21 protein-coding genes and 1 pseudogene are annotated in these 24,957 nt (G+C 71.0%); 19 read left to right on the top strand and 3 right to left on the bottom strand.

Annotation, left to right across the window (positions count from 1 at the left end):
• The first annotated feature begins 285 nt into the window (after positions 1 to 285).
• The 4 genes from ACIQZO_RS09150 (at position 286) to ACIQZO_RS09135 (ending at position 7,847) form a co-directional block, all read left to right on the top strand.
• Positions 286 to 1,314 carry a sensor histidine kinase gene (locus ACIQZO_RS09150; protein WP_403622401.1) on the top strand — a complete coding sequence of 343 codons (1,029 nt, stop codon included), beginning with the start codon at positions 286 to 288 and terminating at the stop codon, positions 1,312 to 1,314.
• 2 nt (positions 1,315 to 1,316) lie between these two features.
• On the top strand, positions 1,317 to 2,081 hold the full coding sequence (locus ACIQZO_RS09145; RefSeq protein ID WP_403622398.1) for a response regulator: 765 nt from the start codon (positions 1,317 to 1,319) through the stop codon (positions 2,079 to 2,081).
• A gap of 647 nt (positions 2,082 to 2,728) precedes the next feature.
• Entirely contained in the window at positions 2,729 to 5,149 is a 2,421-nt protein-coding gene (secD, locus tag ACIQZO_RS09140; RefSeq protein ID WP_403622396.1) for a protein translocase subunit SecD, read from the top strand.
• A 730-nt stretch (positions 5,150 to 5,879) separates the two neighbouring features.
• Complete coding sequence (locus ACIQZO_RS09135) at positions 5,880 to 7,847, top strand: DUF6777 domain-containing protein (RefSeq protein ID WP_403622393.1); 1,968 nt, start codon at positions 5,880 to 5,882, stop codon at positions 7,845 to 7,847.
• 220 nt (positions 7,848 to 8,067) lie between these two features.
• Here ACIQZO_RS09135 and ACIQZO_RS09130 read toward each other — a convergent pair.
• Together ACIQZO_RS09130 and ACIQZO_RS09125 are read right to left on the bottom strand one after the other, a co-directional pair.
• Positions 8,068 to 9,269 (bottom strand): IS3 family transposase gene (locus ACIQZO_RS09130; protein WP_403623358.1). Its coding sequence is split into 2 segments (ribosomal slippage): positions 8,068 to 9,038 and positions 9,038 to 9,269, totalling 1,203 coding nucleotides; the frame shifts between segments, so codons are not numbered across the junction.
• A 439-nt stretch (positions 9,270 to 9,708) separates the two neighbouring features.
• Positions 9,709 to 11,127 carry an MBL fold metallo-hydrolase RNA specificity domain-containing protein gene (locus ACIQZO_RS09125; protein WP_403622390.1) on the bottom strand — a complete coding sequence of 473 codons (1,419 nt, stop codon included), beginning with the start codon at positions 11,125 to 11,127 and terminating at the stop codon, positions 9,709 to 9,711.
• Positions 11,128 to 11,315: 188 nt separating this feature from the next.
• On the opposite strand from ACIQZO_RS09125, the gene ACIQZO_RS09120 reads away from it, so the two are divergent.
• The 15 genes and pseudogenes from ACIQZO_RS09120 (at position 11,316) to ACIQZO_RS09050 (ending at position 23,926) form a co-directional block, all read left to right on the top strand.
• Positions 11,316 to 12,392, top strand: a complete 1,077-nt coding sequence (locus ACIQZO_RS09120) for a zinc-dependent alcohol dehydrogenase family protein (RefSeq protein ID WP_403623355.1) — start codon at positions 11,316 to 11,318, stop codon at positions 12,390 to 12,392.
• A 5-nt stretch (positions 12,393 to 12,397) separates the two neighbouring features.
• Complete coding sequence (locus tag ACIQZO_RS09115; protein ID WP_403622388.1) at positions 12,398 to 13,084, top strand: helix-turn-helix domain-containing protein; 687 nt, start codon at positions 12,398 to 12,400, stop codon at positions 13,082 to 13,084.
• Entirely contained in the window at positions 13,081 to 13,839 is a 759-nt protein-coding gene (locus tag ACIQZO_RS09110) for an HAD family hydrolase (RefSeq protein ID WP_403622385.1), read from the top strand. The genes ACIQZO_RS09115 and ACIQZO_RS09110 overlap by 4 nt, the downstream gene beginning before the upstream one ends.
• Positions 13,836 to 16,232 carry a glycoside hydrolase family 65 protein gene (locus tag ACIQZO_RS09105; RefSeq protein ID WP_403622382.1) on the top strand — a complete coding sequence of 799 codons (2,397 nt, stop codon included), beginning with the start codon at positions 13,836 to 13,838 and terminating at the stop codon, positions 16,230 to 16,232. The genes ACIQZO_RS09110 and ACIQZO_RS09105 overlap by 4 nt, the downstream gene beginning before the upstream one ends.
• 123 nt (positions 16,233 to 16,355) lie before the next feature.
• On the top strand, positions 16,356 to 16,805 hold the full coding sequence (locus ACIQZO_RS09100) for a universal stress protein (protein ID WP_403622380.1): 450 nt from the start codon (positions 16,356 to 16,358) through the stop codon (positions 16,803 to 16,805).
• Between the two features lie 456 nt (positions 16,806 to 17,261).
• Positions 17,262 to 17,720: a PEP/pyruvate-binding domain-containing protein gene (locus ACIQZO_RS09095; protein ID WP_403622377.1), complete on the top strand. Its 459-nt coding sequence runs from the start codon at positions 17,262 to 17,264 to the stop codon at positions 17,718 to 17,720.
• A complete protein-coding gene (locus ACIQZO_RS09090) occupies positions 17,720 to 18,073 on the top strand; it encodes a putative PEP-binding protein (RefSeq protein WP_403623352.1) in 354 nt (117 codons plus the stop codon). Before ACIQZO_RS09095 ends, ACIQZO_RS09090 begins: the two co-directional genes overlap by 1 nt.
• Positions 18,070 to 18,711 carry a putative PEP-binding protein gene (locus ACIQZO_RS09085; protein WP_403622374.1) on the top strand — a complete coding sequence of 214 codons (642 nt, stop codon included), beginning with the start codon at positions 18,070 to 18,072 and terminating at the stop codon, positions 18,709 to 18,711. Before ACIQZO_RS09090 ends, ACIQZO_RS09085 begins: the two co-directional genes overlap by 4 nt.
• A gap of 45 nt (positions 18,712 to 18,756) precedes the next feature.
• Positions 18,757 to 19,254, top strand: a complete 498-nt coding sequence (locus tag ACIQZO_RS09080; RefSeq protein ID WP_403622371.1) for a flavodoxin domain-containing protein — start codon at positions 18,757 to 18,759, stop codon at positions 19,252 to 19,254.
• 39 nt (positions 19,255 to 19,293) lie between these two features.
• Positions 19,294 to 19,890, top strand: coding sequence for a hypothetical protein (locus ACIQZO_RS09075; protein ID WP_403622367.1), 597 nt, complete (start codon positions 19,294 to 19,296; stop codon positions 19,888 to 19,890).
• Positions 19,883 to 20,962 (top strand): annotated as a pseudogene (locus tag ACIQZO_RS09070) (HAD-IC family P-type ATPase); the annotation flags it as partial. The gene ACIQZO_RS09075 and the pseudogene ACIQZO_RS09070, both read left to right, overlap by 8 nt.
• Before the next feature lie 280 nt (positions 20,963 to 21,242).
• On the top strand, positions 21,243 to 21,830 hold the full coding sequence (locus tag ACIQZO_RS09065; protein WP_403623349.1) for a cation transporting ATPase C-terminal domain-containing protein: 588 nt from the start codon (positions 21,243 to 21,245) through the stop codon (positions 21,828 to 21,830).
• A gap of 17 nt (positions 21,831 to 21,847) precedes the next feature.
• Positions 21,848 to 22,153, top strand: coding sequence for a dsRBD fold-containing protein (locus ACIQZO_RS09060; protein ID WP_403622364.1), 306 nt, complete (start codon positions 21,848 to 21,850; stop codon positions 22,151 to 22,153).
• Between the two features lie 37 nt (positions 22,154 to 22,190).
• On the top strand, positions 22,191 to 23,108 hold the full coding sequence (locus tag ACIQZO_RS09055; RefSeq protein WP_403622362.1) for an ABC transporter ATP-binding protein: 918 nt from the start codon (positions 22,191 to 22,193) through the stop codon (positions 23,106 to 23,108).
• Positions 23,105 to 23,926, top strand: coding sequence for an ABC transporter permease subunit (locus ACIQZO_RS09050; RefSeq protein WP_403622359.1), 822 nt, complete (start codon positions 23,105 to 23,107; stop codon positions 23,924 to 23,926). Before ACIQZO_RS09055 ends, ACIQZO_RS09050 begins: the two co-directional genes overlap by 4 nt.
• Positions 23,927 to 23,944: 18 nt before the next feature.
• Here the strand turns inward: ACIQZO_RS09050 and ACIQZO_RS09045 are convergent, their stop codons facing one another.
• Positions 23,945 to 24,940 (bottom strand): Acg family FMN-binding oxidoreductase, encoded by a 996-nt coding sequence (locus tag ACIQZO_RS09045; protein WP_403622356.1) that lies wholly within the window; start codon positions 24,938 to 24,940, stop codon positions 23,945 to 23,947.
• Positions 24,941 to 24,957: the final 17 nt, after the last annotated feature.

Below are 24,957 nucleotides of genomic sequence, written 5' to 3'. Positions count from 1 at the left end.
CCGCCGTTGGACGGGGCGGTTGCCCGGTCTCGGTCAGCTCGACCCTGCCCGCCCCGCGATCGGAAGGCCATGGGGCGCACGCCCCATTTACCCGTTCGCCGGGCCGTCACGGTTGATCGGGCATATGACCTTCGATATGGGGCGCAGCACCCATAGACAACCAGTTATATCGAAGACACAGTGGGCTGGATTGGATAGCAATCCAAGACCATCCGTCGGGCTGTGCGGGAGTGACGGACAGGACACAGAGCCGGGTCCGGACCGCAGGAAGAGTGGGAGGTTTTCGTGTCGCTGTTCTGGCGGATCTTCGGGCTGAACGCCATGGTGCTGGGCATCGCGACGGCGCTGCTCCTATGGGCGCCGGTGACCGTCTCGGTGCCGGTGCTGCTGACCGAGGCGGTCGTGCTGGTGGGCGGTCTCGCCGTCATGCTGGTCGCCAACGCCGCGCTGCTGCGCTGGGGCCTGGCTCCGCTCGGCAGGCTGGCCGGGCTGATGCGCACCGTCGACCTGCTGCGTCCGGGACAGCGGCTGCCCCTGCCCGGGGCCGATGGCGGAAGCGGAAGCGGAAGCGGAAGCGGAGGGGGAACCGGAACCGGACGCGGACGCGGAAGCACGAGCGGCGGCGGCGAGATGACCGAGCTGATCCGCACCTTCAACGCCATGCTGGACCGCCTGGAGCACGAACGCGCCACCTCCAGCGCCCGGGTGCTGCTCGCCCAGGAGGCAGAACGCCGGCGCATGGCCCAGGAGCTGCACGACGAGGTCGGGCAGAGCATGACCGCCGTCCTCCTGGTGCTGGGACGCGCGGCGAGCGCGGCGGACGAGCCGCTGCGCGAGGAACTGCAGCAGGCACGGGAGGTGACCCGCGACAGCCTGGACGAGGTCCGGCGCCTGGTGCGCCGCCTGCGCCCCGGCGTCCTGGACGACCTGGGGCTGCTCAGCGCGCTGAGCTCCCTCACCCAAGACTTTGCCACCCACAGCGGCCTGAGCATCGTGAGGCGTTTCGACAAGGACCTGCCCGACCTGGAGCGGGAGATCGAGCTCGTGCTGTACCGGGTGGCTCAGGAGAGCCTGACGAACGTGGTCCGTCACGCGGACGCCCGGCGCATCGAAGTGAGCCTGCTCCGCGACGGCGAGACGGTGGTGCTGGAGGTTGCCGACGACGGCCGCGGCATCGCGGCCGTTCACGAGGGTGCCGGGATCCGAGGCATGCGCGAACGCGCCCTGCTCGCCGGAGCCGCCCTCCATGTCACCTCCACGCCCGGTGCGGGCACCCGGATCCGCCTCGCCACCCCCCTTGCCAGGGAGCCTTGACCATGCCCGACCCCGCCCCTCCTCCCGATCCCGTCTCTCCTCCCGATCTCGCCCTTCCTCCCGACGCGGCCCCTCCTCCCGAACCCGTCTCGGCCCCCGCAGCGCCCTCTCCCCGCACCGGGCCGATCCGTATCCTGCTCGCCGACGACCACACCCTCGTGCGTCGCGGCGTACGCCTGATCCTCGACCAAGAGCCCGACCTGCGGGTCGTCGCCGAAGCGGGGGACGGCGCGGAAGCCGTCCGCGCGGCCCGCAACGAGGACATCGACCTGGCCGTCCTCGACATCTCCATGCCCCGGCTCACCGGACTCCAGGCAGCCCGCGAACTGGTCCTGCTCAAGCCGAACCTGCGGATCCTGATGCTCACCATGCACGACAACGAGCAGTACCTCATCCAGTCGCTCAGGGCCGGCGCCTGCGGGTACGTACTGAAGTCCGTCGCCGACCGCGACCTGGTGGGTGCCTGCCGGGCCGCGATGCGCAACGAGCCGTTCCTCTACCCCGCCGCGATCAGCGCCCTGGTGCGCAGCCATCTGGACCGGGCGGCGAGCGATGCGGCCGGCCCCGGGGATCTCCTGACGCCGCGCGAGGAGGAGGTGCTGAAGCTGGTCGCGGAGGGCCATTCGTCGAAGGACATCGCCCACATCCTGTTCATCAGCGTCAAGACCGTGCACCGCCACCGGGAGAACCTGATGCACAAGCTCGGTCTGCGAGACCGGCTGGCGCTGGCCCGGTACGCCATTCGCGCCGGACTCATCGAAGCCTGATCTCCGGCCACTCGCCGTCCCCACCGTCCCGCGTGCCCTGCCCGCACCTGCTCGGTGACGCCGCGCGTTCCCCTGTGCCATTTCGCACGTCGACACCCGGAAAGGGGCGGTACATGGATCCGGCACCCGGCGCCGCCCCGGCCGCTCCCCACCGGCTCGTGGCGGCGCTGGCGCTGCTCCTGGCCGTCCTGCTGACGGCGACCGCCACGAGGAGCGGGCCCGGCGTCCAGACCCCGGTGGCCCGTTCGACGGCAGCGGCAGCGGCCGCGGAGACGACGCCCGAGGACCGTGACCGCGCCCTTGACCGCGCCCTTGACCGCGACATTGACCGTGCCCGTGTTGAGGCCCGTCCCGGCGACGGGGAGCCCACCGCCTGTCCGACTCAGGCACGTCCCCGTCCCGCACACGCCGGCGAGCGGCCCTCCCCGCCGGATCCCCGAACCGGGGGAATGTGCCGTGCCGCCGCCGCGGCGACCACCGGCCCGTGCGTGCCGCTACCCACCCGCCCTCTTCTTCCGGGCGGCCGGACCGCTCAGGACAGCGGACGGTCACCTCCCGCGCCTCCAGGCACGTGACGACACCCCCTTCCCCCGGTCGCGGCACCGATAACAGCCACCGCGACCCGCTTGCCAGGAGACAGACCTCTCTTGAAACGTCACACACGTCAAAGCCGTACGCTGCGCCTGCGCACGCTGCTCGCCCTCGCGATCATCGCCGGTTCGCTCGCCCTTGCCCTCACCACGCCGATCCGCCTGGGACTCGATCTGCGCGGCGGCACCCAGATCGTCCTGGAGACCCGCTCCACCCCCACCGCTCCTGCTGGCCGCGAAGCGACCGACCGCACGCTGGAGGTCTTGCGCGGCCGTATCGACGCGCTCGGCCTCGCCGAACCCACCCTCGTCCGCTCCGGCGACCACCGCATCATCGTGGAACTGCCCGGCGTCCAGGACCCGAAGAGAGCCGCGGACGTACTCGGCCGCACCGCACAACTCACCGTCCACGAGGTACGCGGAACTGCAGCCGATCCCTCCGCCACCGACACTCCACGCGCCGAGCCGGGCGCGGAACGCGTTCTGCCCGACGCCTCCGGGCAGCTCTTGCGGTTGAAGACCGCCGGCCTGACGGGAACGGACGTCAAGGGCGCGGATGCCCGGTTCGACCGGCAGGGCGGCGCCGGATGGCACGTCACCATCGACTTCACCGACCGGGGCGGCGACGGGTGGACGCAGGCCACCGCCGCGGCCGCCTGCCACGGGGACGGCGACCCCCGGCGCCGTATCGCCATCGTCCTCGACGACCAGATCATCTCCTCGCCGCAGGTCGGACCGGCCGTCCCCTGCGGAGGCGGCATCTCCGGCGGATCCACCCGGATCACCGGCGCCTTCGGCGAATCCGAAGCCCGGGAACTCGCCCTCCTCATCTCCGGCGGCGCCCTTCCCGTGCCGGTCGAGACCATCGAACAGCGCACCATCGGCGCCGGCCTCGGCGATGCGGCGATCAGGGCCGCGGCTCTGGCCGCAGCCATCGGCAGCGCACTGATCGCGCTGTTCGTCATGGCCGTGTACCGCCTCATGGGCCTGCTCGCCACGATCGCCCTCGCCGCGTACGGCCTGATCTCCTACGCCGCCCTGGCCGCCCTCGGTGCGACCCTGACCCTGCCCGGCCTCGCCGGATTCCTCCTGACCATCGGAATGGCCGTGGACGCCAACGTCCTTGTCTTCGAACGCGCCCGGGAGGACTACGCAGCCCGCGGCCGCCCCAGTCCGCGCGCGGCCCTCACCGCGGGATTCCGCGGGGCGATGAGCGCCATCGCCGACTCCAACATCACCACACTCATCGCCGCCGGCCTGCTGTTCACATTCGCCTCCGGTCCCGTCCGCGGCTTCGGCATCACCCTCGGCATCGGCGTCCTGGCCTCCGTGATCAGCGCCCTGCTGATCACCCGGGTACTGGCCGAATACGCGGCGAACCGCCGCTGCGTACACCGTCGTCCCCGTATCACGGGGATCGCGGGCAGCGGGTGGGTACGCGACCGCCTGCTGCGCCGCAGTCCCCACCTGATGCGGCGTCCGCGCCGCTGGCTGGCCGCCTCGGCCGCGCTCCTGGTCCTCAGCGCGTCCGGCATCCTCCTCCGCGGGCTCGACTTCGGTATCGAGTTCACCGGCGGCCGCCTCATCGAGTACGGCACCAGCCGTCCCGTCGATCCCGATCTGGCACGCACCGCACTCGCCGACGCCGGGTTCCCCCGCGCGCTCGTCCAGTCCTCCGGTGCCACCGGGTTGGCGGTCCGGTCCGAGAACCTCACGGACGGCGAAGCGGCCACGGTCGCCACGACCATCGGCCGGCTCGGCGGCGGCACCGAGGTGATCCGCGACGAGCTCATCGGGCCCACCCTCGGCGAAGAGCTGCGCCGCAACGCCATCGTGGCACTCTGCCTCGCGCTCGGCGCCCAACTCGTCTACCTCGCACTGCGGTTCCGCTGGACCTTCGCCACCGCGGCCGTCGGCGCGCTCGCCCACGACGTGCTCATCCTCACCGGTGTGTTCGCCTGGCTCGGCAAACCCGTCGACGGCGTCTTCCTGGCCGCCCTCCTCACCGTCATCGGCTATTCGGTCAACGACTCCGTCGTCCTCTTCGACCGCGTCCGCGAGCTCTTCGCCCGCGACCGCACCGGATCGCCGTCCCGCCTCACGAACCGGGCGATCCTCCAGACCCTGCCCCGCACCGTCAACACCGGGATGGGCGCGGCACTGGTCCTGCTGTCCCTCGCCCTGCTCGCAGACGACTCCCTCACCGATTTCGCCCTCGCCCTGCTCATCGGCCTCGCCGTCGGCACGTACTCCTCCGTTTTCACCGCGGCCCCTCTCATCATCGAACTGGGCCCGTCCGAGAAGACGCGGAGGACACCGCGGCCGTTCAAGAAGAACGCTCCGGACTGGTACGAGGAAACGTACGAGCGACAGCGCACGGCACATTCTCACGACGAAGCCGGGTCGAGCACGGGATCGCTCACCTCAAGAACAGGAGGCGAGCTCTCGCCCGGCACCTCGGCCGCCGCGAGCACATGAGCGACCCCCTCCAAGCCGTCGCCGGTCTCCTGTCCCACCAGCAGACCGCGAACCAGATCTCGACTCGGCAGAGGTGAACAACGACCCATGCGCGGTTCTCGACATCTCACCGCCCACCGCTCACCGCTCACCGCTCACCGCCCACCGCCCACCGCCCACCGCCCACCGTGCACGAGGTCGACGGTGCCGCGCGCTAGCAGGAGCGCGGAGTGGAAGAGCCTTTACGGGCTGACGACGGCCGGCAGGTAGACGCCCCCGGTGTACGCAGGGGCTTGTCAAGTCCCGAAAGGTCGCGGCATGACCCAGGCGCGGGGGAGGGGGCTTACTCAGGAGATGGACGCACGCGTAGTGGGTGGTTCCCGCCCAGGTGTTTCCAGAGTTCCAGATTTCCAGGTTCCACCTCCGGGATGTGGAGGCGTTGACGGTAAGGAAGGAGTGAGCGCATGCCGACCACCATGGTTTGCCCGCCGCCCTGTGTCGGGGGGCGAGCATCGTGAATTCCCTGCCTCCTTCATCCGAGCGTCCCACTGGCCCGCCGCCCGGCCCGTTGTCGGGCCAGGGCGGGCATGCAGAGCCCCCGCCCCCGCCCCCGCCGCCCCCTCAGCCACCAGTAGGTCCTCCGCCCCCCTCAGGGCCCCCGTCGGGGCCTCTTCAGGTCTCTCCCAGCGGGTCTTCGCTGCCGCTGCCGGGCGGTGGCGGGCCGGTTCGCAGGTGGCGATCACGCAAAGCCGTGCTGAGTGCGAGTACGGCGGTGGCCGTGCTGTCGGTTGTGGCGCTCAGTCTTACCCTGCTGGGCGGAAACACCGCGGCGGGCGGTGAGGTCTTCCTCCAGGCCGCCCCGGAGGCCGGCCCCGACCCCTTCACCCCATCGACGGCCACACCGGCCGAGAACGCCGCCAAAGTCACGCCTATGACCGCGGGCGTGAACGCGAAGGACGCTACGACCACCACGGGCGGTGCGCGCACGCTCGAGATCGACGGCGGCTATCCAGGCCTGTACGGCGGAACACGCAACGTCGCGAGCTGTGACGTCGAGAAACAGATCCGGTTTCTCACGCAGCACCCGGACAAGGGCAGGGCGTTTGCCGTCTCGTCGGGTATCCGGCAGCCCGAAATTCCCTCGTACCTGCGGTCGCTGACGCCCGTGCGGCTGGGTTGGGACACCAGAGTCACCAATCACGGATACCGCAACGGCGCGCCCACCAGCTACCAGGCGGTCCTGCAGGCCGGCACTCCCGTGCTGGTCGACGGGCGGGGTGTGCCCCGGGTCCGCTGCGCCTGCGGCAACCCCTTGAATCCGCCCGTCGCGGTCAGGGGCAGGCAGACGTACAACGGCGCGAAGTGGTCCTCGTTCCGGCCCTCAGGCCTCGTCGCGGTCAAGCCCGCGGTGAAGCCGGTGAAGACCGTCACGGTCTTCGACCAGGACCGGAAGGGATGGTACGAGCGCTCGAGCGGAGCGGCGGAGGGCAAGCACGACCGCGAGGTCCCGCCCCCGAAGGGCCAGACCCCCGGCTCCGCCTACCCGGTCCTGCCGGCCGCCCACCCGGGATCGGCCCAGCCACCCCCGCGCGCAACCCCGAACCGGACCCCGGGCAACCCCCCGGGCCCGGTGCCGAACCAGACCCGGGGCAGCGCCACCGACCAGGCGCCGGGCCAGCCCCCCGGGAACGCCCCCGCTCAGAGCCCGGGCAAGGACCCGGGCCAGAAGCCGGGCAACGTCCCGGGCCAGAAGCCGGGCGATGCCCCCGACCAGACCTCCGGGAGGGTACCGACCCGCACCCCAAGCCATAAGCCGGGCGAGAACCCGGACGAGGTATCACAGAAGGTCCCTGGACAGGAGCCCGGCAAGGCGCCCGGGCAGGAATCCGGAACGCCCCCGGGCAAGGCACCCGAAAGGGTGCCGGGCAAGGATCCGGGCCAGAAGCCGGACGAGAACCCGGGAAAGGAGTCGGGCCAGGAGCCCGGCAAGGTGCCCGGACCGGACGCGGGTGAGAAGTCCGGCCAGGCTCCCGGGAGGGCACCGGGCAAGGAGTCCGGCGAGCACCCGGAGAAGTCGCCCCACAAGGAGTCGGGCGAGAACCCGGGCGAGGACTCGGAGAAGGTGCCGGGTCCGGCGGCTACCCCAAAGCCCGGCAAGCAATCGGGCGAGCACCCGGACAAGGGCCCAGGGAAGGAGCCGGGAAAGGTTCCCGGCCGGAACCCCGGCCAGGACCCCGACAAAGTGCCCGGCCAGAACCCCGGCCAGGAGCCCGACGAGGCGCCCGCTCACGATCCGGCGAAGGCGCCGGGTCAGGAGTCGAGCCAGGGTCCTGGGAAGGAGCCCGGCAGGGACCCTGACACGGGGGGCCAAGCCCCGGAAACGGCTCCCGCAAGGATGCCGGAGTCCGGCCACGAGCCTGGGAAGGCCCCCGGTCATGACACAGGCAAGGACACCGGTCAGGAGTCCGGGAGCCTGCCGGGTCATGAGCCGGGCAAGCTCCCCGGGAAGGCGCCGGAATCCGACCAAGAGCCGGGTAGGGCCCCGGACAAGGGTGCCGGCAACGCGCCCGGAACGGCGCCCGGGAACGAGGTGAGCAAGGACAAGGGTCAGGCTCCCGGGAAGGCGCCGGGCCAGGTGCCAGGTGAGGAGCCGGGCGCGAACCCGAACCCCGGTCACGAGCCCCGGCGCCAGCTTGGTGGGGATTCCGGCAGTGAGTAGGGGAGGAGCAGTCCCCGCGATCCGGCGGTTCGAACACCTGGGCGTTGATGCTCCGGCCGAGCCACCGCCGGTTGATGCCCGCGGTGGCTGCGTCCGTAGGAGCTGACCGTGGAAGGACGGGCCTCTCGTCGCCTGTCCTACGGCCTGTCCTACGGATCAGGAAGCCGGGGCTGCGGCGGCGCGGAGCAGGCGGTGAACCGTTCCGGGTTCGGTAGAGATCTCAGATTGTGGTGGTGACCTGGGGTTTCGTGGATTCCTTGTAGTGGTTGGCCTCGTACTCGGCGGGTGGGATGTGCCCTATCTCACCGTGCAGGCGGCGGTGGACGTACCAGTCGGTCCACTCGGCGGTGGCGAGTTCGACCTGGGAGAGGTTCTTCCAGGGCCGCTGCGGTTTGATCAACTCGGTTTTGTACAAGCCGATCGTCGACTCCATCAGGGCGTTGTCGTATGCGTCTCCGACTGATCCAATACTCGCTGCGATGCCGGCGGCGTCCAGATGCTCGGCGAGCTTGAAACTCGTGTACTGCGACCCGGCATCCGAATGATGGATCAACTCACCCCGCCGATGCGGGAGTTCATCCCGGTCGCGCTGCCACAAAGCCATCTCCAGCGCGTCCAGGACCAGCTTGGTCTCCTTGTTGGTCGCGGCAGACCAACCGACGATGCGTCGGGAGAAGGTGTCCACGACGAAAGCGACGTGGACGACTCCGGACCAGGTGGCGACATGCGTGAAGTCGGCTACCCGGCAGCGGTTCGGCGCCGAGGCGACGAAGTTGCGGTCGACCGGATCGGGGGCCCGCTCGGCCCGCTCGTCGGGGACCGTGGTGACGATCTTCTTGCCGCGGACCGCGCCGGTGATGCCCAGCTCACGCATCAGCCGCTCGACAGTGCAGCGGGCCACCTCGTGACCTTGCCGGTGCAGCTCGCGCCAGATCTTGCGGGCGCCGTAGACACGGTAGTTGGTGGTGTGGATCTCCTGGATCCGTGCCTTGGTTCCGGCATCGCGCACCGTGCGGGCGGCGGGGTTCTCCAGGCGTTTCTTGTGGGCGTAGTAGGTGGAAGGGGCGATCTTGCAGTCATGCTCGGTGAGCGTTCTGCAGATCGGCTCGACCCCGCCGAAGCGGTCCCGGTGCTCGTCGATGAACGCTACGAGCGTGTGTGTGGCCGGTCGAGCTCGGCCGCGAAGAAAGACGCCGCCGCCTTCAATATGTCGTTCGCCCGCTTCAGCTCGGCGTTCTCCTTCTTCAGCGCCTTGAGCTGGGCGGACTCCTCCGTCGTCGTCCCCGGCCGCTGTCCGGCGTCGATCTCGTGCTGCTTCACCCAGTTCCGCAGCGTCTCTCGGGAACCGATGTCCAGCTTTTCGGCAACGGACTGCAGCGCTGCCGTCTCGGTCGGGTAGTCGCCGCGGACCTCGGCGAACATGCGCACCGCGCGACGGCGCAGCTCAAGCGGGTAACGGGAAGGTCGTGCCACGACTCAATCCTTTCACGGAATCGAGTCTCTACCTGACCCGGAACGGTTCATCACGGGTCCTCAGCGTGCTTGGGCGAGCGGGGAGGTGCCGGCGCCGGGAGCCAACCGGTCGAGGAGGCGAGCGCGGGCGGAATCGGGCGGGTCGACGATGACCGCGGGTGCGGCGACGGCGACAGCGAGGGAGCGTCCGGCAGTGCAGTGCCCTCGGCCCGCCGAGGTTCTCCGTGGGAGTCGGCGGGCAGGCCATCACAGGCTTCGGGCGCCATAGCTTCGATCGTGCTGTGCACGGTGCTCATGGTGAGCCCCACCCCTTCGTCCTCATCCTGCGCCGTCGGGCTTGGCTCCGCGAGGGCCGCCCGGTACGGATCGCAGGGCCGTCCGGCCCTGATCAGCGGACCAGGACGGCCTCCCCGGACTTGGGCACGACGGCAGTCCATCCCAGTTCGTTGTCGATCCGGTCCCGCAGGGTCTCGGCCGCGCCCTCCTCGCCGTGGACGAGGTACGTCGTGTGCGGGGGCGGGGCGGTGCGCAGCCAGGCGATGATCTGGTCGGCGTCCGCGTGTGCCGAGAAGTGCGGTACGTCGGCGACCTCGGCACGGACGGGGACGTACTCGCCGAACATCTTCAGGGTGCGGGCGCCGTCGACGAGGTCGCGGGCCCGGGTGCCCGCGGCGGCGAAGCCGACGATGACCACGGCGTTGCGGGGATCGGGCAGGATCCGGTGCAGGTGGTGCAGGACGCGGCCGCCGGTGGCCATGCCGGCGGAGGAGACGATGACCGCCGGTCCGCTGCTGTTGTTGATGTCGATCGATTCCTGCACGGTGCGGGCGGCCAGGAAGGGCTCGGGGCTGATGGCCCCTTCACCGCGGGAGAGGATGTCGGGCCGCATCTCGGGGGAGTGGGAGCGCAGGGCGTCGCGGTAGACGTTCAGGGCAGCCAGGGCCATGGGGCTGTCGACGTAGACGGGAACGTGGCGGGACAGCGTGCCGTCGGTGCGCAGCGCTGCGAGCTCGTGCAGGACGACTTCGGTCCGGTCGATCGCAAAGGCGGGGATGACCACGGTGCCACCCCGGGCAAGGGCTCGGGTGATCACGGTGGCGAACTCCCGACGGGCGCTCTCGTGGTCGTGGCGACGGTTTCCGTAGGTGGACTCCATGAGCAGGACGTCAGCGCCGGTGAAAGGCTCCGGTGGCAGCAGGAGCGGGTGGCCGGGGCGGCCGAGGTCGCCGCTGACGGCGAGGGTGTGACCGTCCTCCAGGGTCAGGTGGGCCCAGGCGGAGCCGAGAATGTGGCCGACGTGGTGGAGGGTGAGTTTCGTCCCGGCCATGATCTCGATTTCGCTGCCGACCGGTACCGGGTCGAAGAACTTGACCGTGTGGTCGACGTCGTCATCGTCGTAGAGCGGCTTGGCGGGCCGGTGCTTGGACCAGCCGTGCCGGTTCGCGTGCTCGGCTGCCTCCATCTGCAGGCGGGCGCTGTCACGGAGGACGATCTCGGCGAGGCGGGTGGTGGCGGCGCTGGCCAGGATGGGGCCTCGGAAGCCGTGGCGGACCAGGCGGGGCAGGTAGCCGCAGTGGTCCAGGTGGGCGTGGGTGATCACGACGGCATGGATGTCGGAGGGGTCGCAGGGCAGCCTGTCCCAGTTGCGGCGGCGCAGGTCCGCGACACCCTGGAAGAGGCCGCAGTCGACGAGGATCCGAGCATGGTCGCTCTCGACCAGGAATTTGCTGCCGGTGACCGTCCGTACGCCACCGAGGAACCTCAGCAGGGCCGGACGGGAGGTGGGTGACGGGGCCGGCTGGGACATGGCAGCGGCCTTCCTCTCGGGGACGGGTGCCGGATTCCACCGTCGCATCCCCCACGGCGCGGCAGAGAGACCCGAGTGGTCCCCTTGGTGGGGCCGACCGGCCCAAGCGGGACGGGGGCGGGCGGGCACAGCCTGGCTGTGACCCCTTCCCCCACAGCTTTCCCGTGCAGCACAGAGAGGCCGCAGCCATGAAGGCACTCGTCTTCCAAGCTCCCGGGCAGATCTCCTGGCAGGACGTTCCGGACCCCTCGATCAAGGACGCAGCCGACGCGGTCGTCCGGGTGGACGCCGTCACCATCTGCGGCACCGACCTGCACATCATCAAGGGCGACGTCCCCGAGGTGACCCCCGGACGGATCCTGGGCCACGAGGCCGTCGGCACCGTGGTCGAGACCGGTGGTGACGTGCGCAGCGTCCGGCCCGGTGACCGTGTCCTGATCTCCTGCATCTCCGCTTGCGGCCGCTGCCGCTTCTGTCGTGAGGGCCACTACGGCCAGTGCCGCGGGGGCGGCGGCTGGGTCCTGGGCCACACGATCGACGGGACCCAGGCCGAGTACGTTCGCGTTCCCTTCGCCGACCTTTCCGTCCACCCGCTCCCCAGCGCCGTGAGCAGCAGCGATGCCGTCCTGCTCGCCGACATCTTCCCGACCTCCTATGAAGTGGGCGTGCTCAACGGCAACGTGCGCCCCGGCGACACGGTCGTCGTGGTCGGTGCCGGGCCCGTCGGTCTGGCCGCCATCGCCACCGCGAGGCTCTACAGCCCCGGCCGGATCATCGTCGTCGACCTCGACGCCTCCCGTCTCGCGGCAGCACGGGACCTCGGTGCCGATGCCACGGCCAGCGCGCGGGAGGAGCCCGAGCGGCTGGTCGAGGACCTGACCGAGGGGCTCGGCGCAGACGTGGTGATCGAAGCAGTGGGTGTGCCCGAGACGTTCGAGATGTGCACGCGCATGGTCCGACCCGGTGGACGGGTCGCCAACATCGGCGTCCACGGCAAGCCCGCCACCCTGCACCTCGAAGACCTCTGGATCAAGGACATCACGATCACCACCGGTCTCGTCGACACGCACTCCACCCCCGTGCTGCTGCGCATGATGGCTGCCGGCCGCCTCCCGGGGGCCTCGATGGTCACCCACCGCTTCGAGCTGGACCAGATGGAAGAGGCGTACGACGTCTTCTCGCGCGCCGCCGACACCGGCGCCCTCAAGGTCGTGCTCGGCGGACCGCAGCACGACACGGTGGCCGTACCACCTCAGGAGCAGTGAATGCCGTGAAGAGCACACCGAGCACCCGTCCCCAGGAGTCCGGCGAGAGCGCCGGACGCACCGACCTCGGCCGCCGGATCGCAGCCCGCCGCACCGACCTCGGCCTCAGCCGTGAAGAGCTGGGTCAAAGGTGTGGAGCCGATGCCAACTACATCGCCTATCTGGAGGAGCGCGCGGCCTCTCCGGCCATCAGCACCCTCGTCCGCATGGCCGACGTACTCGGGGTCACGGTCGACGACCTGACCGGTGCGAGCGCCGGCCGCGTCCGAGGTCGTTCCACCGCCCGTCTCGACACCGCGCTGGTGCCGCTGGACGAGGACGAGTGCCGGACGCTGCTGGGCACGTACGGGGTGGGGCGCATCGCCGTCTTCACCCCCGAGGGGCCGGCCGTCCTCCCTGTCAACTACCTGATCGCGGGCGCCGACATCGCCTTCCGCACCGCGGCGGAAGCCCTCGCGGCCAGAGCGGCGGGCACGGAGGTCGCCTTCGAGATCGACAACATCGACGACGTCACCGCCGGTGGTTGGAGCGTCCTGGCCGTGGGCGAACTGGAAGCGGTCACGGACCCCGCAGAGATCCGGCACCTGACGGCCACGGCCCGCTCTCAGCCGTGGGCCGGCGGCACCCGCACCCACTGGATGAAGCTCACCCCCGTCCGGCTCACCGGCCGTCGGGTGACGCACGAGTCATGAGCGAGGTGGGAGCGGTCGTCTTCGACACCGACGGCGTACTCCTCGCCACGGCGGTCCGCCACGCGGCCGCCTGGAAGACGGCCTTCGACGGCTGCCTGGCCCAGTGGCGACCGCCTCCCACCGGCCAACCGCCGCCGCCGTTCGACGTCGTCCGCGAGTACCGGGACATCGTGGACGGCAGGTCCCGCCTCGACGGCGTACGCGCCTTCCTCGCCTCCCGCCACATCGAGCTGCCCGCCGGGACGGCGCAGGATCCGCCGGGATGCTCGACCGTCCACGCGGTCGCGGCCCGTAAGGAGCAGGTCTTCTCCGAGACGCTGCGGACCCACGGTGTCGATGTCTTCGACGACGTCCGTCCCACGCTGGCGCTACTGCGGGAGACGGGTGTCCGGTGTGCCGCCGTCTCGGCCTCGCGGCACGCCCGCACCCTCCTGGAGTCCACAGGTCTCAGTGCCTTCCTGGACGACGTGGTGGATGGCCGGGATGCTGCCGCCCTGGCCCTGCCGGGAAAGCCCGACCCGGCTCTGTTCCTCGAAGCGGCCGCCCGCCTCGGCACCGCTCCCGCGCGGGCCGCCGTGGTGGAAGACGCCCTCGTCGGCGTGGAAGCCGGCCATCGGGGACGATTCCAGCTGATCGTGGGACTCGACCGGGACGACGATCCGCGCATGCATGAGGCGTTGCTCGCGCATGGCGCCCACCTCGTGCTCCCCAGCCTGACGAGACTGCCCACCGCCCTCGAAGAAGGCGGCCCGTGAACGCCCCCTGGTTCTGGGAGTACCACCGCTACGACCCCAAGACCGAGCGGCTGGTCGAGTCCCTGTGCACCCTGGGCAACGGCCGCTTCGCCACTCGGGGATCAGCCCCCGAAAGCGCCGCCGACGACATCCACTACCCCGGCACGTACCTCGCCGGCTGCTATGACCGCCTCACCTCCACCGTCGCCGGGCGAAAGATCTCCAACGAGGACATGGTCCGTCTTCCGGACTGGACCTCCCTGCGCTACCGCTGTCTGCCCGACGGCGCCCCGCCCGGCGACTGGCTCACCCCCGACCACCCCACGCTGCGCCACTGCCGCGTCTCGCTGGATCTGAGATCAGGGACGCTCACCCGCCGCATGCTCTTCCACGACGTCGAAGGCCGCCGCCTGGGTGTCACCCACACCCGTCTCGTCCACATGGGCGACCCGCATCTGGCCGCACAACGTACGGTCCTCAGCGCGTACGGCTGGGCCGGCAGGATCGAGATCGAGTCCGTGCTCGACGGCGACGTCGCCAACGCCGGCGTGGACCGCTACCGCGCCTTGGCCGGACAGCACCTGGTCGAGCACCGGGTCGGCGTACAGGCGGAAGGCACCGCCTGGCTGTCCTGCACCACCGCCGGCTCGAACGTGCGGATCGGGCTCGCCGTACGCACCTCCCTGCGCCCCCTTGGCGCCGTCGGGAGTGCCTGCACGCCCCGCACCACGCGGCAGACGCTCATCCTGCCGACCGGGCGAGCACAGCCGGTCGTGCTCGTGAAGACCGCAGCCCTGTTCACGTCACTCGACCGCCCCTGGGCGGATCCTGTGCGCAGCAGCGTCGAACACGTGGGACATGCCCCGGACTTCCCGACCCTTCTGGCTTCCCACCGAGCGGCATGGCATCGCCTGTGGAGCGAGGGCGAGTTGAATACACCGGGCGCACCCGGGCGGGTTCTGCGCCTCCACGCCTTCCACGTCCTGCAGACGCTCTCGCCGCACACCGCGGAGCTCGACGCGGGCGTCCCTGCCCGGGGCCTCCACGGCGAGGCCTACCGGGGACACGTCTTCTGGGACGAACTCTTCGTCCTGCCCTACCTCGCCCTCCACTTCCCCGAGACCGCCCGCGCCCTGCTGATGTACCGGCACCGACGGCTCCGCGCGGCGCGGGAGGCCGCGCGTCGAGCCGGAGCACGGGGAGCGATGTTCCCCTGGCAGAGCGGCAGTTCGGGAGCCGAGGAGACACAGCGCCTGCACCTCAACCCGCACTCCGGCCGGTGGCTTCCCGACCACTCCCACCTCCAGCACCACGTGGGCTCGGCCATCGCCTGGAACGTGTGGCAGTACGGCCAGGCCACCGGCGACACCGGCTTCATGCACGGCCCCGGCGCCGAACTCCTCCTGAACATCGCCCGCTTCTGGGCCGACGCCGCGACCTGGGACACCGGCCTTCGCCGCTACCGGATCCGCGGTGTCGTCGGCCCGGACGAGTACCACGACGCCTATCCGGAGTCGCCGGTACCGGGCATCGACGACAACGCGTACACCAACGTCACCGCGGCCTGGGTGCTCGCCCGCGCCCTCGATCTGTACGGAGAACTTCCCGAGGCCAGACGCGCCGAGCTCTGCGCACAACTGGGCATCGGCCCCGACGACCTCGTCGACTGGGAAGACGTTTCGCGCCGCTTGTACGTGCCGTTCCACGCCGAGGTGATCAGCCAGTTCCACGGCTACGGCGACCTCGCCGAGCTGGACTGGGAGGCGTACCGCGCCCGCTATCACGACATCCGACGCCTCGACCGGATCCTGGAGGCCGAAGGGGACACGCCCAACCGCTACCAGGCGTCCAAACAGGCCGACACGCTCATGCTCGGCTACCTCTTCCGCCCCACAGAGCTCTCCGGCCTGTTCTCCCGCCTCGGTTACCGCCTGGACGACGAGGTCTGGAGGCGGACGGTGGCGTACTACTTGCGGCGCACCTGCCACGGTTCGACGCTCAGCAGCCTCGTCCACGGCTGGGTCCTCGCCCGGCAGCAGGGCGCGGACGCGTGGCGTTACTGCCAGGAGGCGCTGCTCAGCGACATCACCGATGTCCAGGGTGGTACGACCGGTGAAGGCATCCATCTCGGTGCCATGGGCGGCACGCTCGACCTCATCGAGCGCGGCATCGTCGGCCTCGCCCCCGGAGCGGGCGGCCTCCACGTCGCTCCGGCTCCGCTCTCCGAAGTACCGGCCTCCTCGTTCTCCGTCTGCTACCTCGGTCACCGCGACATCCGCATCAGCTTCCGGCCCGGGCGGATTGGCATCAGCGTCCCGCCGTCGCTCCTGGGCCCGGTGCCACTCGTACTCCCCGGAGACCGGCGGGAGAGCATCGCCGCAGGTCAGGAGAGGTGGTTCAGGTTGCGCAAGTAATGACGAAGGAGTGCGTCGGCTTTCGCCGGCCCGGACATCGGCAGCGGCCGCGGCCGCTGCGCGTGGCGGGGCGTACCTGCCTCGCACACTGTGGATGTACAGCCATCGGAAGGGTGATTCGGGATGGACAGGCAGGTTGAGGCTCCGCGGGTCGTGGTCGGTGTCGATGGATCGCCTTCGTCCCAGGCCGCGCTGCGCTGGGCGGTCCGGTACGCAGGTCTGGTGGGCGGGAAAGTGGAAGCAGTCACGGCGTGGGACCTGCCCGGTGCCGGATCGTGGTCGGCCCCGGCGGTGGACGCCGATTTCGACGAGGAGGAGGCCGAGCGGCGCCTGGTGGAGGAGGTCCGCACCGTCCTCGGTGAGGGCGGCGCCTCCCAGGTGCACGAGCGCATGGTGCGAGGCAATCCCGCCGAGGTCCTGGTGGACCAGGCGGAGGGCGCCGACATGCTGGTCGTGGGCAGCCGCGGCCACGGCGGATTCCGCCGGGCCCTGCTCGGTTCGGTGAGCCAGCAGGTGGCACTCCATGCCCCCTGCCCGGTCACGATCGTCCGGCCGGACGGACCGGCCGAGTAGCTTCCCGCCGGGCGAAACGCGCAGTACGTGGTTGTGCCGGCCGTGCCCCGGGCGGTTCGCGTCCCGTGGACCGGCCGCACACGCGTGGGGTCGGCGCAGCACTGAGCAGCGCAACAGAACCAGTCGGGCGGCCGGACGCGGCAAGCATCGTCGCCAGACCTCGGCCTTGGCCCGAGCGGCGCGCAGGGGGCCGATCGGCCCCTCACCGGAGCGGCCCAGTCGGCCCCGCGCGGATGGCCCCCTCGGCACTGCGGCCGGGCTGCCCCGCAGCGCGATCGTGGAAAACGGGCGCCGCTCCGGCGCCGCTTCCCCGAAGAGGGTGACCACGATGCGGCGCACACGGATCCAGACCCGGCCCAAAGAGCCCCGCAGGCCTGCCCCCCTGGATCTGCGCACGCCCTCCGGCCGCCCGCTGCCGTACTGAGCCCCCACCGTATGCAGCCCCGGAGGGACGTCATGGGACACACGCGACGCGTCATACCGTTCACCGAACTCGGCCGCGGCGACGTGGGCCGCGTCGGCGGGAAGAACGCCTCACTGGGCGAACTGACCGTGCAGCTGGCTGCCGTCGGCGTGCGCGTGCCTCCCGGCTTCGCCACGACCGCCGAAGCCTACGGTGAGCTGTTCGACGGACACGCGCTGCGCACCCGTGTCCAGGACCAGATCGACCTGTTGCATGACGGGGTCGCGCTGGAGGACGTGGGCGCGGCCATCCGCTCGATGATCATGGCCGAGCCGCTTCCGCAGGAGCTCAAGGACGAGATCGCCGCAGCGTACGCTGCTTTCGCCCGGGAACTGGGACGATCCGAACCGGACGTCGCCGTGCGCAGCAGCGCCACGGCCGAGGATCTGCCGCAGGCCAGTTTCGCCGGTCAGCGGACCTCGCGTCCCTGCCCGCCACCCGCACCCGGGTGATGCTGAACCTCGCCGATCCGTCGGCCGCCTTCCGCTGGTGGCGGCTGCCGGCCGACGGCGTGGGCCTCGCCCGGCTGGAATTCATCGTCGCGCACCAGGTGAAGGTCCACCCCATGGCTCTGCTGCACCCCGAGCGCCTGGACGCCGCCGACCGCTGCGCCGTCGACCAGCTCACCGAGGGTTACCTCGACCGCGGCCGCTACTTCACGGACCGCCTCGCGCACGGGATCGCCCGGATCGCCGCCTCTCGCCGGCCCGACCCGGTCGTCGTCCGTACCAGCGACTTCAAGATAATGAGTACGCCAAGCTCCTCGGCGGCAGGCCCTTCGAGCCGGTCGAGGCCAACCCGATGATCGGATGGCGGGGTGCCAGCCGCTACTACAGCGACGGCTATCGGGAAGGCTTCGCCCTCGAATGCCAGGCCCTGCGCAGGGTGCGCGACGAAATGGGCCTGACCAACGTCATCGTCATGATCCCGTTCTGCCGCACCCTGGAAGAGGCCGACAGGGTTCTCGAGGTGATGGCCGCCCAGGGACTGCGGCGGGGCGAGAACGGCCTCAAGGTCTACGTGATGGCCGAGATCCCCGCCAACGTCCTCCTCGCCCAGGATTTCGCCGAGCGCTTCGACGGCTTCTCCATCGGCAGCAACGATCTCACCCAGCTCACTCTCGGTGTCGACCGGGACTCCGAAGCCCTCGCCCACGTCTTCGACGAGAACGATCCGGCCGTCACTTCCCTCATCCGAATCCTCCTCCCGCGCGTCCAGGTCCTGGGGCGCCCGGTGGGCCTGTGCGGGCAGCGCCCCAGCGACGACCCGGCCTACGCCGCTTTCCTCGTCCGCGTCGGGATCGACTCGATCTCGGTCGCCCCGGACAGCTTCGCGGCCGTCAAGGAACACGTCGCCGCCACCGAGGAGAGCTGTTTCGGGGAGGACCGAATGGCCCCCGTCGGGATCCGTCCGGCCCATGCGGCACCGCCGTCGGCCGCGTGACAGTGACAGCGGGAACACTCATCGAGCTGCCAAGGAGTACCCGTCATGAGCACCAAGCGCGTTCTGGTCGCCTACGGCACCAAGCACGGTGCCACCGCAGGCATCGCCGAGCAGATCGGCAAGACCCTCCGCGAGGACGGTCTGGACGCCGTCGTGCTGCCCGCCGGCGATGTCCGGGACGTCCGTGCCTACGACGCCGTCGTCATCGGAGGCGCCCTCTACGGAGGCCACTGGAGCAGCAAGGCCAGGCACTGTGCCGAGCGCAACGCCGACTCGCTCAGGCACCGCCCGGTATGGCTGTTCAGCAGTGGCCCCCTCGACCGTTCCGCCGAGGAACACGACATTCCCCCCGTCGCCGCCGTCGCCCGGGAGATGCAGCTCGTCGGAGCGCGCGAACACATGACCTTCGGCGGCAGCATCACGGCCCGGACACCGGGGTTCCTCGCCAAGGCACTGCTCCGCCAGGGCAAGGGCGGCGACTACCGCAACCCCGAGCGGATCCGGACCTGGGCCCACCACATCAGCGCCGAGCTCGCCGCCTGAGCAGGCGGGCCGCTACGGACGCAAGCACGGAGGCGCGTCATGGAGCACGGCAGGGCGGGGGCGAGGGGCAATCCGCTCCGGCGCGATGCCGACCGTACCCGTGCCCGCCTGCGCGTCACCCTCGTACTGGCCTGCCTGCTCGCCGTGGTCTGCGGTGTCGCGGTCGGGCGGAACGCCTGGACGGACGCCGGCCGCGCCGCCGAGGAGGTCGCACGCCACCGGCACTCCGTGGCGGCCGTGACGGTCGGCGAGACGACCTACCGGGCGGGCCCGGCACCGAGCACCCGCCCCGTTCCGGTGGCTCGCGCCACCTGGCGTGACACCTCGCACCGCGTCCACACGGAAACCGTGCCCGTGCCGGTGGGCACCCGGAACGGAGACGCCGTCCGCCTCTGGATCGACGACCACGGCAACGTGGCCGCCCGCCCGCCCAGCACGCCCGACATCGCTCTGAACGCCGTAGGCCTCGGCACCGGAGCTTCGGCCGTGATCGTGCTGGCCGCGGGTGCCTTCGTCTACACCCGCCTGCGCACCGTCGACGCGCGCAGCCGACGAGCGTGGGAGAGCGAATGGGAGAGCGTCGAGCCCCAGTGGTCAGGCCGCCTGCGCCCCGGCCCCGGAGCCGGCGATGACTGAGACCGCCGCCGACCAGGACCTCGCCCCGGATGCCCCGCCCGACCCGCTGGAACCCCTGCCCCTGCTCCGCCGGGAACTGCACACCGGCCCCCTCGGCCTGTCGAGCCGTGAAGCGGAGCGCCGACAGGCCGTCTACGGGCCGAACGAGGTCCGCCGCAGCGCCCGCACCAGCATCCTGCGGGAGCTACTGAGACAGCTGATCCACCCCTTGGCCCTGCTGCTGTGGGCCGCGGCCGTCCTCGCCTTCACCGCCGGCATCGACGTGCTCGGCTGGGCGATCGTCGCCGTCGTCCTGGTCAATGCCGCATTTGCGCTCGTCCAGGAACAGCAGGCGGAGAAGGCCGTCGAGACCCTGGCCCGCTACCTTCCCGCGCAGGCCCACGTGGTCCGCGACGGACGGCCCCAGCAGGTCCTCGCACGCGACCTCGTCCCCGGAGATCTCCTCGTGCTCGACGAAGGCGACCGGATACCCGCTGACGCCCGCCTGACCGAGGGCGGCATCGAGGCCGACCTGTCCATGCTGACGGGCGAGTCCACCCCCGTGGAGCGCCTCGCCGGCCCCGGCCTCGAAGGGGTTTCGCTGCTGCAGGAACCCAACCTCGTCTTCAGTGGCACCACCGCCACCGAGGGGCAGGCGCAGGCGATCGTCTTCGCCACCGGCGACCACACCGAGCTCGGCCGGATCGCCGCCCTCAGCCAGCGCACCCGCCGCGAACCCAGCCCGCTGGAGACCCAGGTCAAGAAGGTCGCCCGGCTGATCGCCGCGGTCGCCGTAGCCCTCGGGGCCGTGTTCCTCCTGACCGGCGTCGCCGTAGGGCTGCCGCTCACCGACTCCCTGATGTTCGCCATCGGACTGCTCGTCGCCAACGTCCCCGAAGGACTGCTGCCCACCATCCCCCTCGCCCTCGCCGTCGGCGTCCGCGTCCTCGCCCGCCAAGGAGCGGTGATCAAGAGGCTGAGCGCCGTGGAGACCCTCGGATCCACCAACGTCATCTGCACCGACAAGACCGGCACCCTCACCCGCAACCAGATGCGCCTCCACACCGCGTGGACGCCGCAGGACGGCACCAGCGACGGACCAGCGACGAGGGACCTCGTCCGGGAAGCTGCCCTGTGCACCACCGTCACCCGCGAGAGCGACGGCGTGGCCATGGGGTGCTCGGGCACCGATGTCGCCCGCGAGGCGTCGACGATGGTCCTGACCGATGACAACTTCGCCACCATTGTCACGGCGATCGAGTCCGGCCGCCGGGTCTACGACAACGTACGCAAGTTCATCGTCTACATCTTCGCCCACCTGACCCCCGAGGTCGTCCCCTTCATGATCTTCGCCCTCTCCGGGGGCCGTCCCCCTGCCGCTGACCGTCCTGCAGATCCTCGCCATCGACCTCGCAACCGAGACCCTTCCCGCACTGGCCCTGGGCCGCGAGCGCGCCGAACCGGGCGTCATGTCGAGACCACCCCGTCCCGGTTCGCAAAGCGTGATCAACAAGGACATGCTCGTGCGCAGCTGGGGCTGGCTCGGCTGCGTCTCCGCGGTCCTGGTCATGACGGGCTTCTTCTACGTGCTGTGGCGTGCGGGCTGGCAGCCCGGTGACCCCACCGGCCCGGGAACCCCGCTGCACCAGGCCTATCTGACCGCCACCACCGCGACCTTCGCGGGCATCGTCACCTGCCAGGTCGGCACGGCCGTCGCCGCCCGCACCGACCACGCGGCCCTGCGCGACATCGGCTTCTTCACCAACCCGCTGCTGCTCGCCGGCATCGCCTTCGAGCTCGTCTTCACGGCGGCGCTCGTGTACGCACCGCCGCTCCAGAACCTCTTCGGTACCGCCGCCCTCCCCCTGGACGTCGTCCTGCTCATCGCCGCCTTCCCGCCACTGGTCTGGGGAACGGACGAGCTCCGCCGCTGGGCCCGGCGCCGCGGCCACCGTCCTTGAACGCATGGAGGAACACCATGTCGCACACGACCGAATGGAAGACCCGCGTCTACCTGTTCGAAGAGGATCACACCACCAAGGTCCGCGTCGAACTCGACACCGGCACCAGCCGGCTCACCGGGCACGGCACCGCCCGCGGCCACCCCACGGACAACGACGTTCCCGAGATCGGCGACGAGCTCGCCGCGGCCCGCGCGCTGGAGAACCTGGCCGCACAGCTCAAGCTCATTGCGTACCACGACATGATCAAGGCAGGGAGTGCGCCGGAGGAGCTGTCACCCACGGCCTACGGCGGCTGGATGGACAGTGTGCTCATGCGGTGAGCAGGCGGGCGCCGGGGCGCGGGACGAAACTGGGGGCATGGACGACGGTCCTGCGATCGAGCTGGCCGGCCTGACCAAGAGGTACGGCCCGGTGACGGGGGTCGACGGCCTCAGCCTGACCGTGCGGCCCGGGGAGGTGTTCGGCTTCCTCGGGCCGAACGGCGCGGGGAAGACCACCACGTTGCGGTGCCTCACCGGGCTGCTCCGGCCCAGCGAGGGCCGCGCCAGGGTGCTCGGGCTGGACCCGATAGCCGATCACCGCCGGGTGGCACCGCACCTGGGCTACCTGCCGGGCGAACTGCGCCTCTACCCCGAACTGTCCGGAGCGGAGACGCTGGACCTGCTGTCCGCCCTGCAAGGCGCCCCCGTGCCCCGCCGGAGCGAGTTGTGCGACCGGCTCGGGCTCACGGCTGAGATACTCACCCGCCCCGTCGGCGGCTACTCGCGCGGCATGAAGCAGAAGCTCGGCCTGGTGCAGGCGATGCAGCACGATCCGCGACTGGTGATTCTCGACGAACCGACCGAAGGGCTCGACCCGCTGGTTCAGGAGACGTTCTTCGCCCTGCTGGGGGACGCGGCCGCCGCCGGGCGGACCGTTCTGCTCTCCAGTCACATCCTGCCGGAGGTGCAGCGCACCTGCGGCAGGGTGGCGATCGTACGGGACGGGCGCCTGGTGACGGTCGAGAGCGTGGCCGGCCTGCGCGAGACGCGTGCCCGGCGGATCCGGCTGGCCTTCACGGACGGGCAGGGGGCCCGGCCACTGGGCGCAGCGGAGCGGTGGGATCCGCTCTGGCAGGGGGACCGGGTGGAGCTGCTGGTGCCGCCGAGCGAGGTGGTGGGCGCGCTGCGCGGGCTGCTGGGACTGCCGGTCGCCGACGTGACCGTGGAGGAAGCGGGTCTCGACGAAGCCTTCCTGGACCTCTACCGCTCGGACAGCGCGCAGGAGCGGCCGTGAAGCGGCGGTGGCCACTGTTGTGGCTCGCGCTGTACCGGCGACGCAGGATGCTGGCCGCCCTGATCGTCGGGATGGTCGTCTTCGAGGCGCTCATCGTGGTGGTCGCCAACGCGATCCCCCCTGGTCAACTCTTCGCGGCCGGCGGGAAGGGCCCGCCCTCGGCCTACCAGGCGTTCAGCGGATCCAGTGGCGAGGTGTCCATCGCCAGCTATCCCGGGCTGCTGGGCGCCGGCCTCACCCACCCGTTCTGGATCGCCATGCAGCTCACCGCGATCGGTTCTCTCGCGGCGGCCGCCGTGGCGGCGGACGTGGAGTCCGGGACGGTGGAACTGGTGATGGTGCGTCCCGTCAGCCGCACCCGGCTGTTGGGCGAGCGGACCGCCGCACTGGTGATCGCGGCGTTCGCCCTGAACGCGGCGGCGACCCTCACCGTCGCGGTGGGAGTGGCCCTGTCACCGGACATCCACCAGGAAGTACCGCTCGGCGGAGTGTTCGCCGCAGGGCTCATGGGGTGGGGATTCGCCCTGTGCCTGATCGGACCGGCGTTGGCCGTGTCGGCGGCGGGACGACGGCGGGCCCAGGTGATCGGGGCGACCATCGCGATCGGAGCGGTCGGATTCGCCGTCAACTTCATCGCGCTGGCATGGTCGCCCGCCGCATCCTTGAGGTTCCTCAGCCCGTTCCACTACTACGCGCCCGGCGATGCCATGGCCGAAGGCGAGGTGCTCTGGCCCCAGCTCGGCATTCTGGTCGGTGCCGGGCTACTGGGTTTCGCCCTGGCCCATCTGATGATCCACCGCCGAGACCTCGCGCCCTGAACAGCGATGCCGCAACGCTCAGCCGCCCCGGATCTCCAGAACGTCGGCTACCGGACGACGGGGTGTCTCGGGCCCGTGGGGCCCGTATCCGAGGCGAACGACCATCTGTACGTGCCCCATGACCTCAAGTGGGTCGCGGACCGTCCACCGCAGCTCCGGCCATTCGAGGGGCTGGGAGGTCATCGAGGTGGCCAGGCCGTCGGTGGTGGCCTGGAGGAGGACACGCTCCAGTGCCTGGCCGGCCCGCAGCCAGTCGACCCGCGTGTCCGTCGACGTACCGAGCAGGGCGAGCTGGGGCCGCTTCTCGAACACGGCCCAGCCACGATCCGCCACAGGGTGGTCCCGGCCGAAGTCCCGCACGGGGGCCGGTCCTCCGGAGCTACGCGGACCGAACGCGGCGACGGGAATGCCGTCGCCGCGTCCGGCGGCCGAGGCAGGCGCGGGGGAGGCCCAGGCGGAGGTCTCCGCCCGGACGAGAGGGTCGATGTCCTCACGGTGTTCCGCGTCGCGGACCAGCCCGAGCACGGTCTCCATGTGCCAGTCGCCCGGGACGGTCAGCCGGCATCCCTCCCAACGGGCAGCGCTCCGCAAACCGTCCATGAGCGTGTCGGGCACCGGCTCGTCACTGAACGGGAAACGGCTGGTGTGCCGGCGCCGGAGCGCGGGGTGCAGGGCAGCCAGCTCGCGGTCCTCGTCGGTGGGCTCGTCGAGTACCGCCGTCGCCAGCAGCCACGGTTGCAGGTCGTCGGGCAGCAGGCGCACGCGTGCTCGCAGTCCGTGCCGCACCGCGGACACGCGCAGGTTGAACAGGGCCGCCGCGCAACCCAGGTGGAGGGCCCGGTGATTCGGATCGGTTCGCGTCATGGCGCGCTCCGGATCGCCGTGCAGCTCGATGGTGTTGCCACCAGGACGGAAGATGAACTTCCAAGGCTGGGCATTGTGCATGGACGGGGCGGTGACGGCATCGCCGACGAGCCGGGCGACGGTGTCGGGGTCGAGGTGTGCTGCGGTCATGGGACTGGTCCTGTCAG

It is taken from the genome of Streptomyces sp. NPDC097617 (assembly GCF_044761485.1).
Taxonomy (GTDB): Bacteria; Actinomycetota; Actinomycetes; order Streptomycetales; family Streptomycetaceae; genus Streptomyces.
The sequence above is the reverse complement of the archived record's forward strand: the minus strand, read 5'-3'. Positions and strand labels throughout refer to the sequence as shown.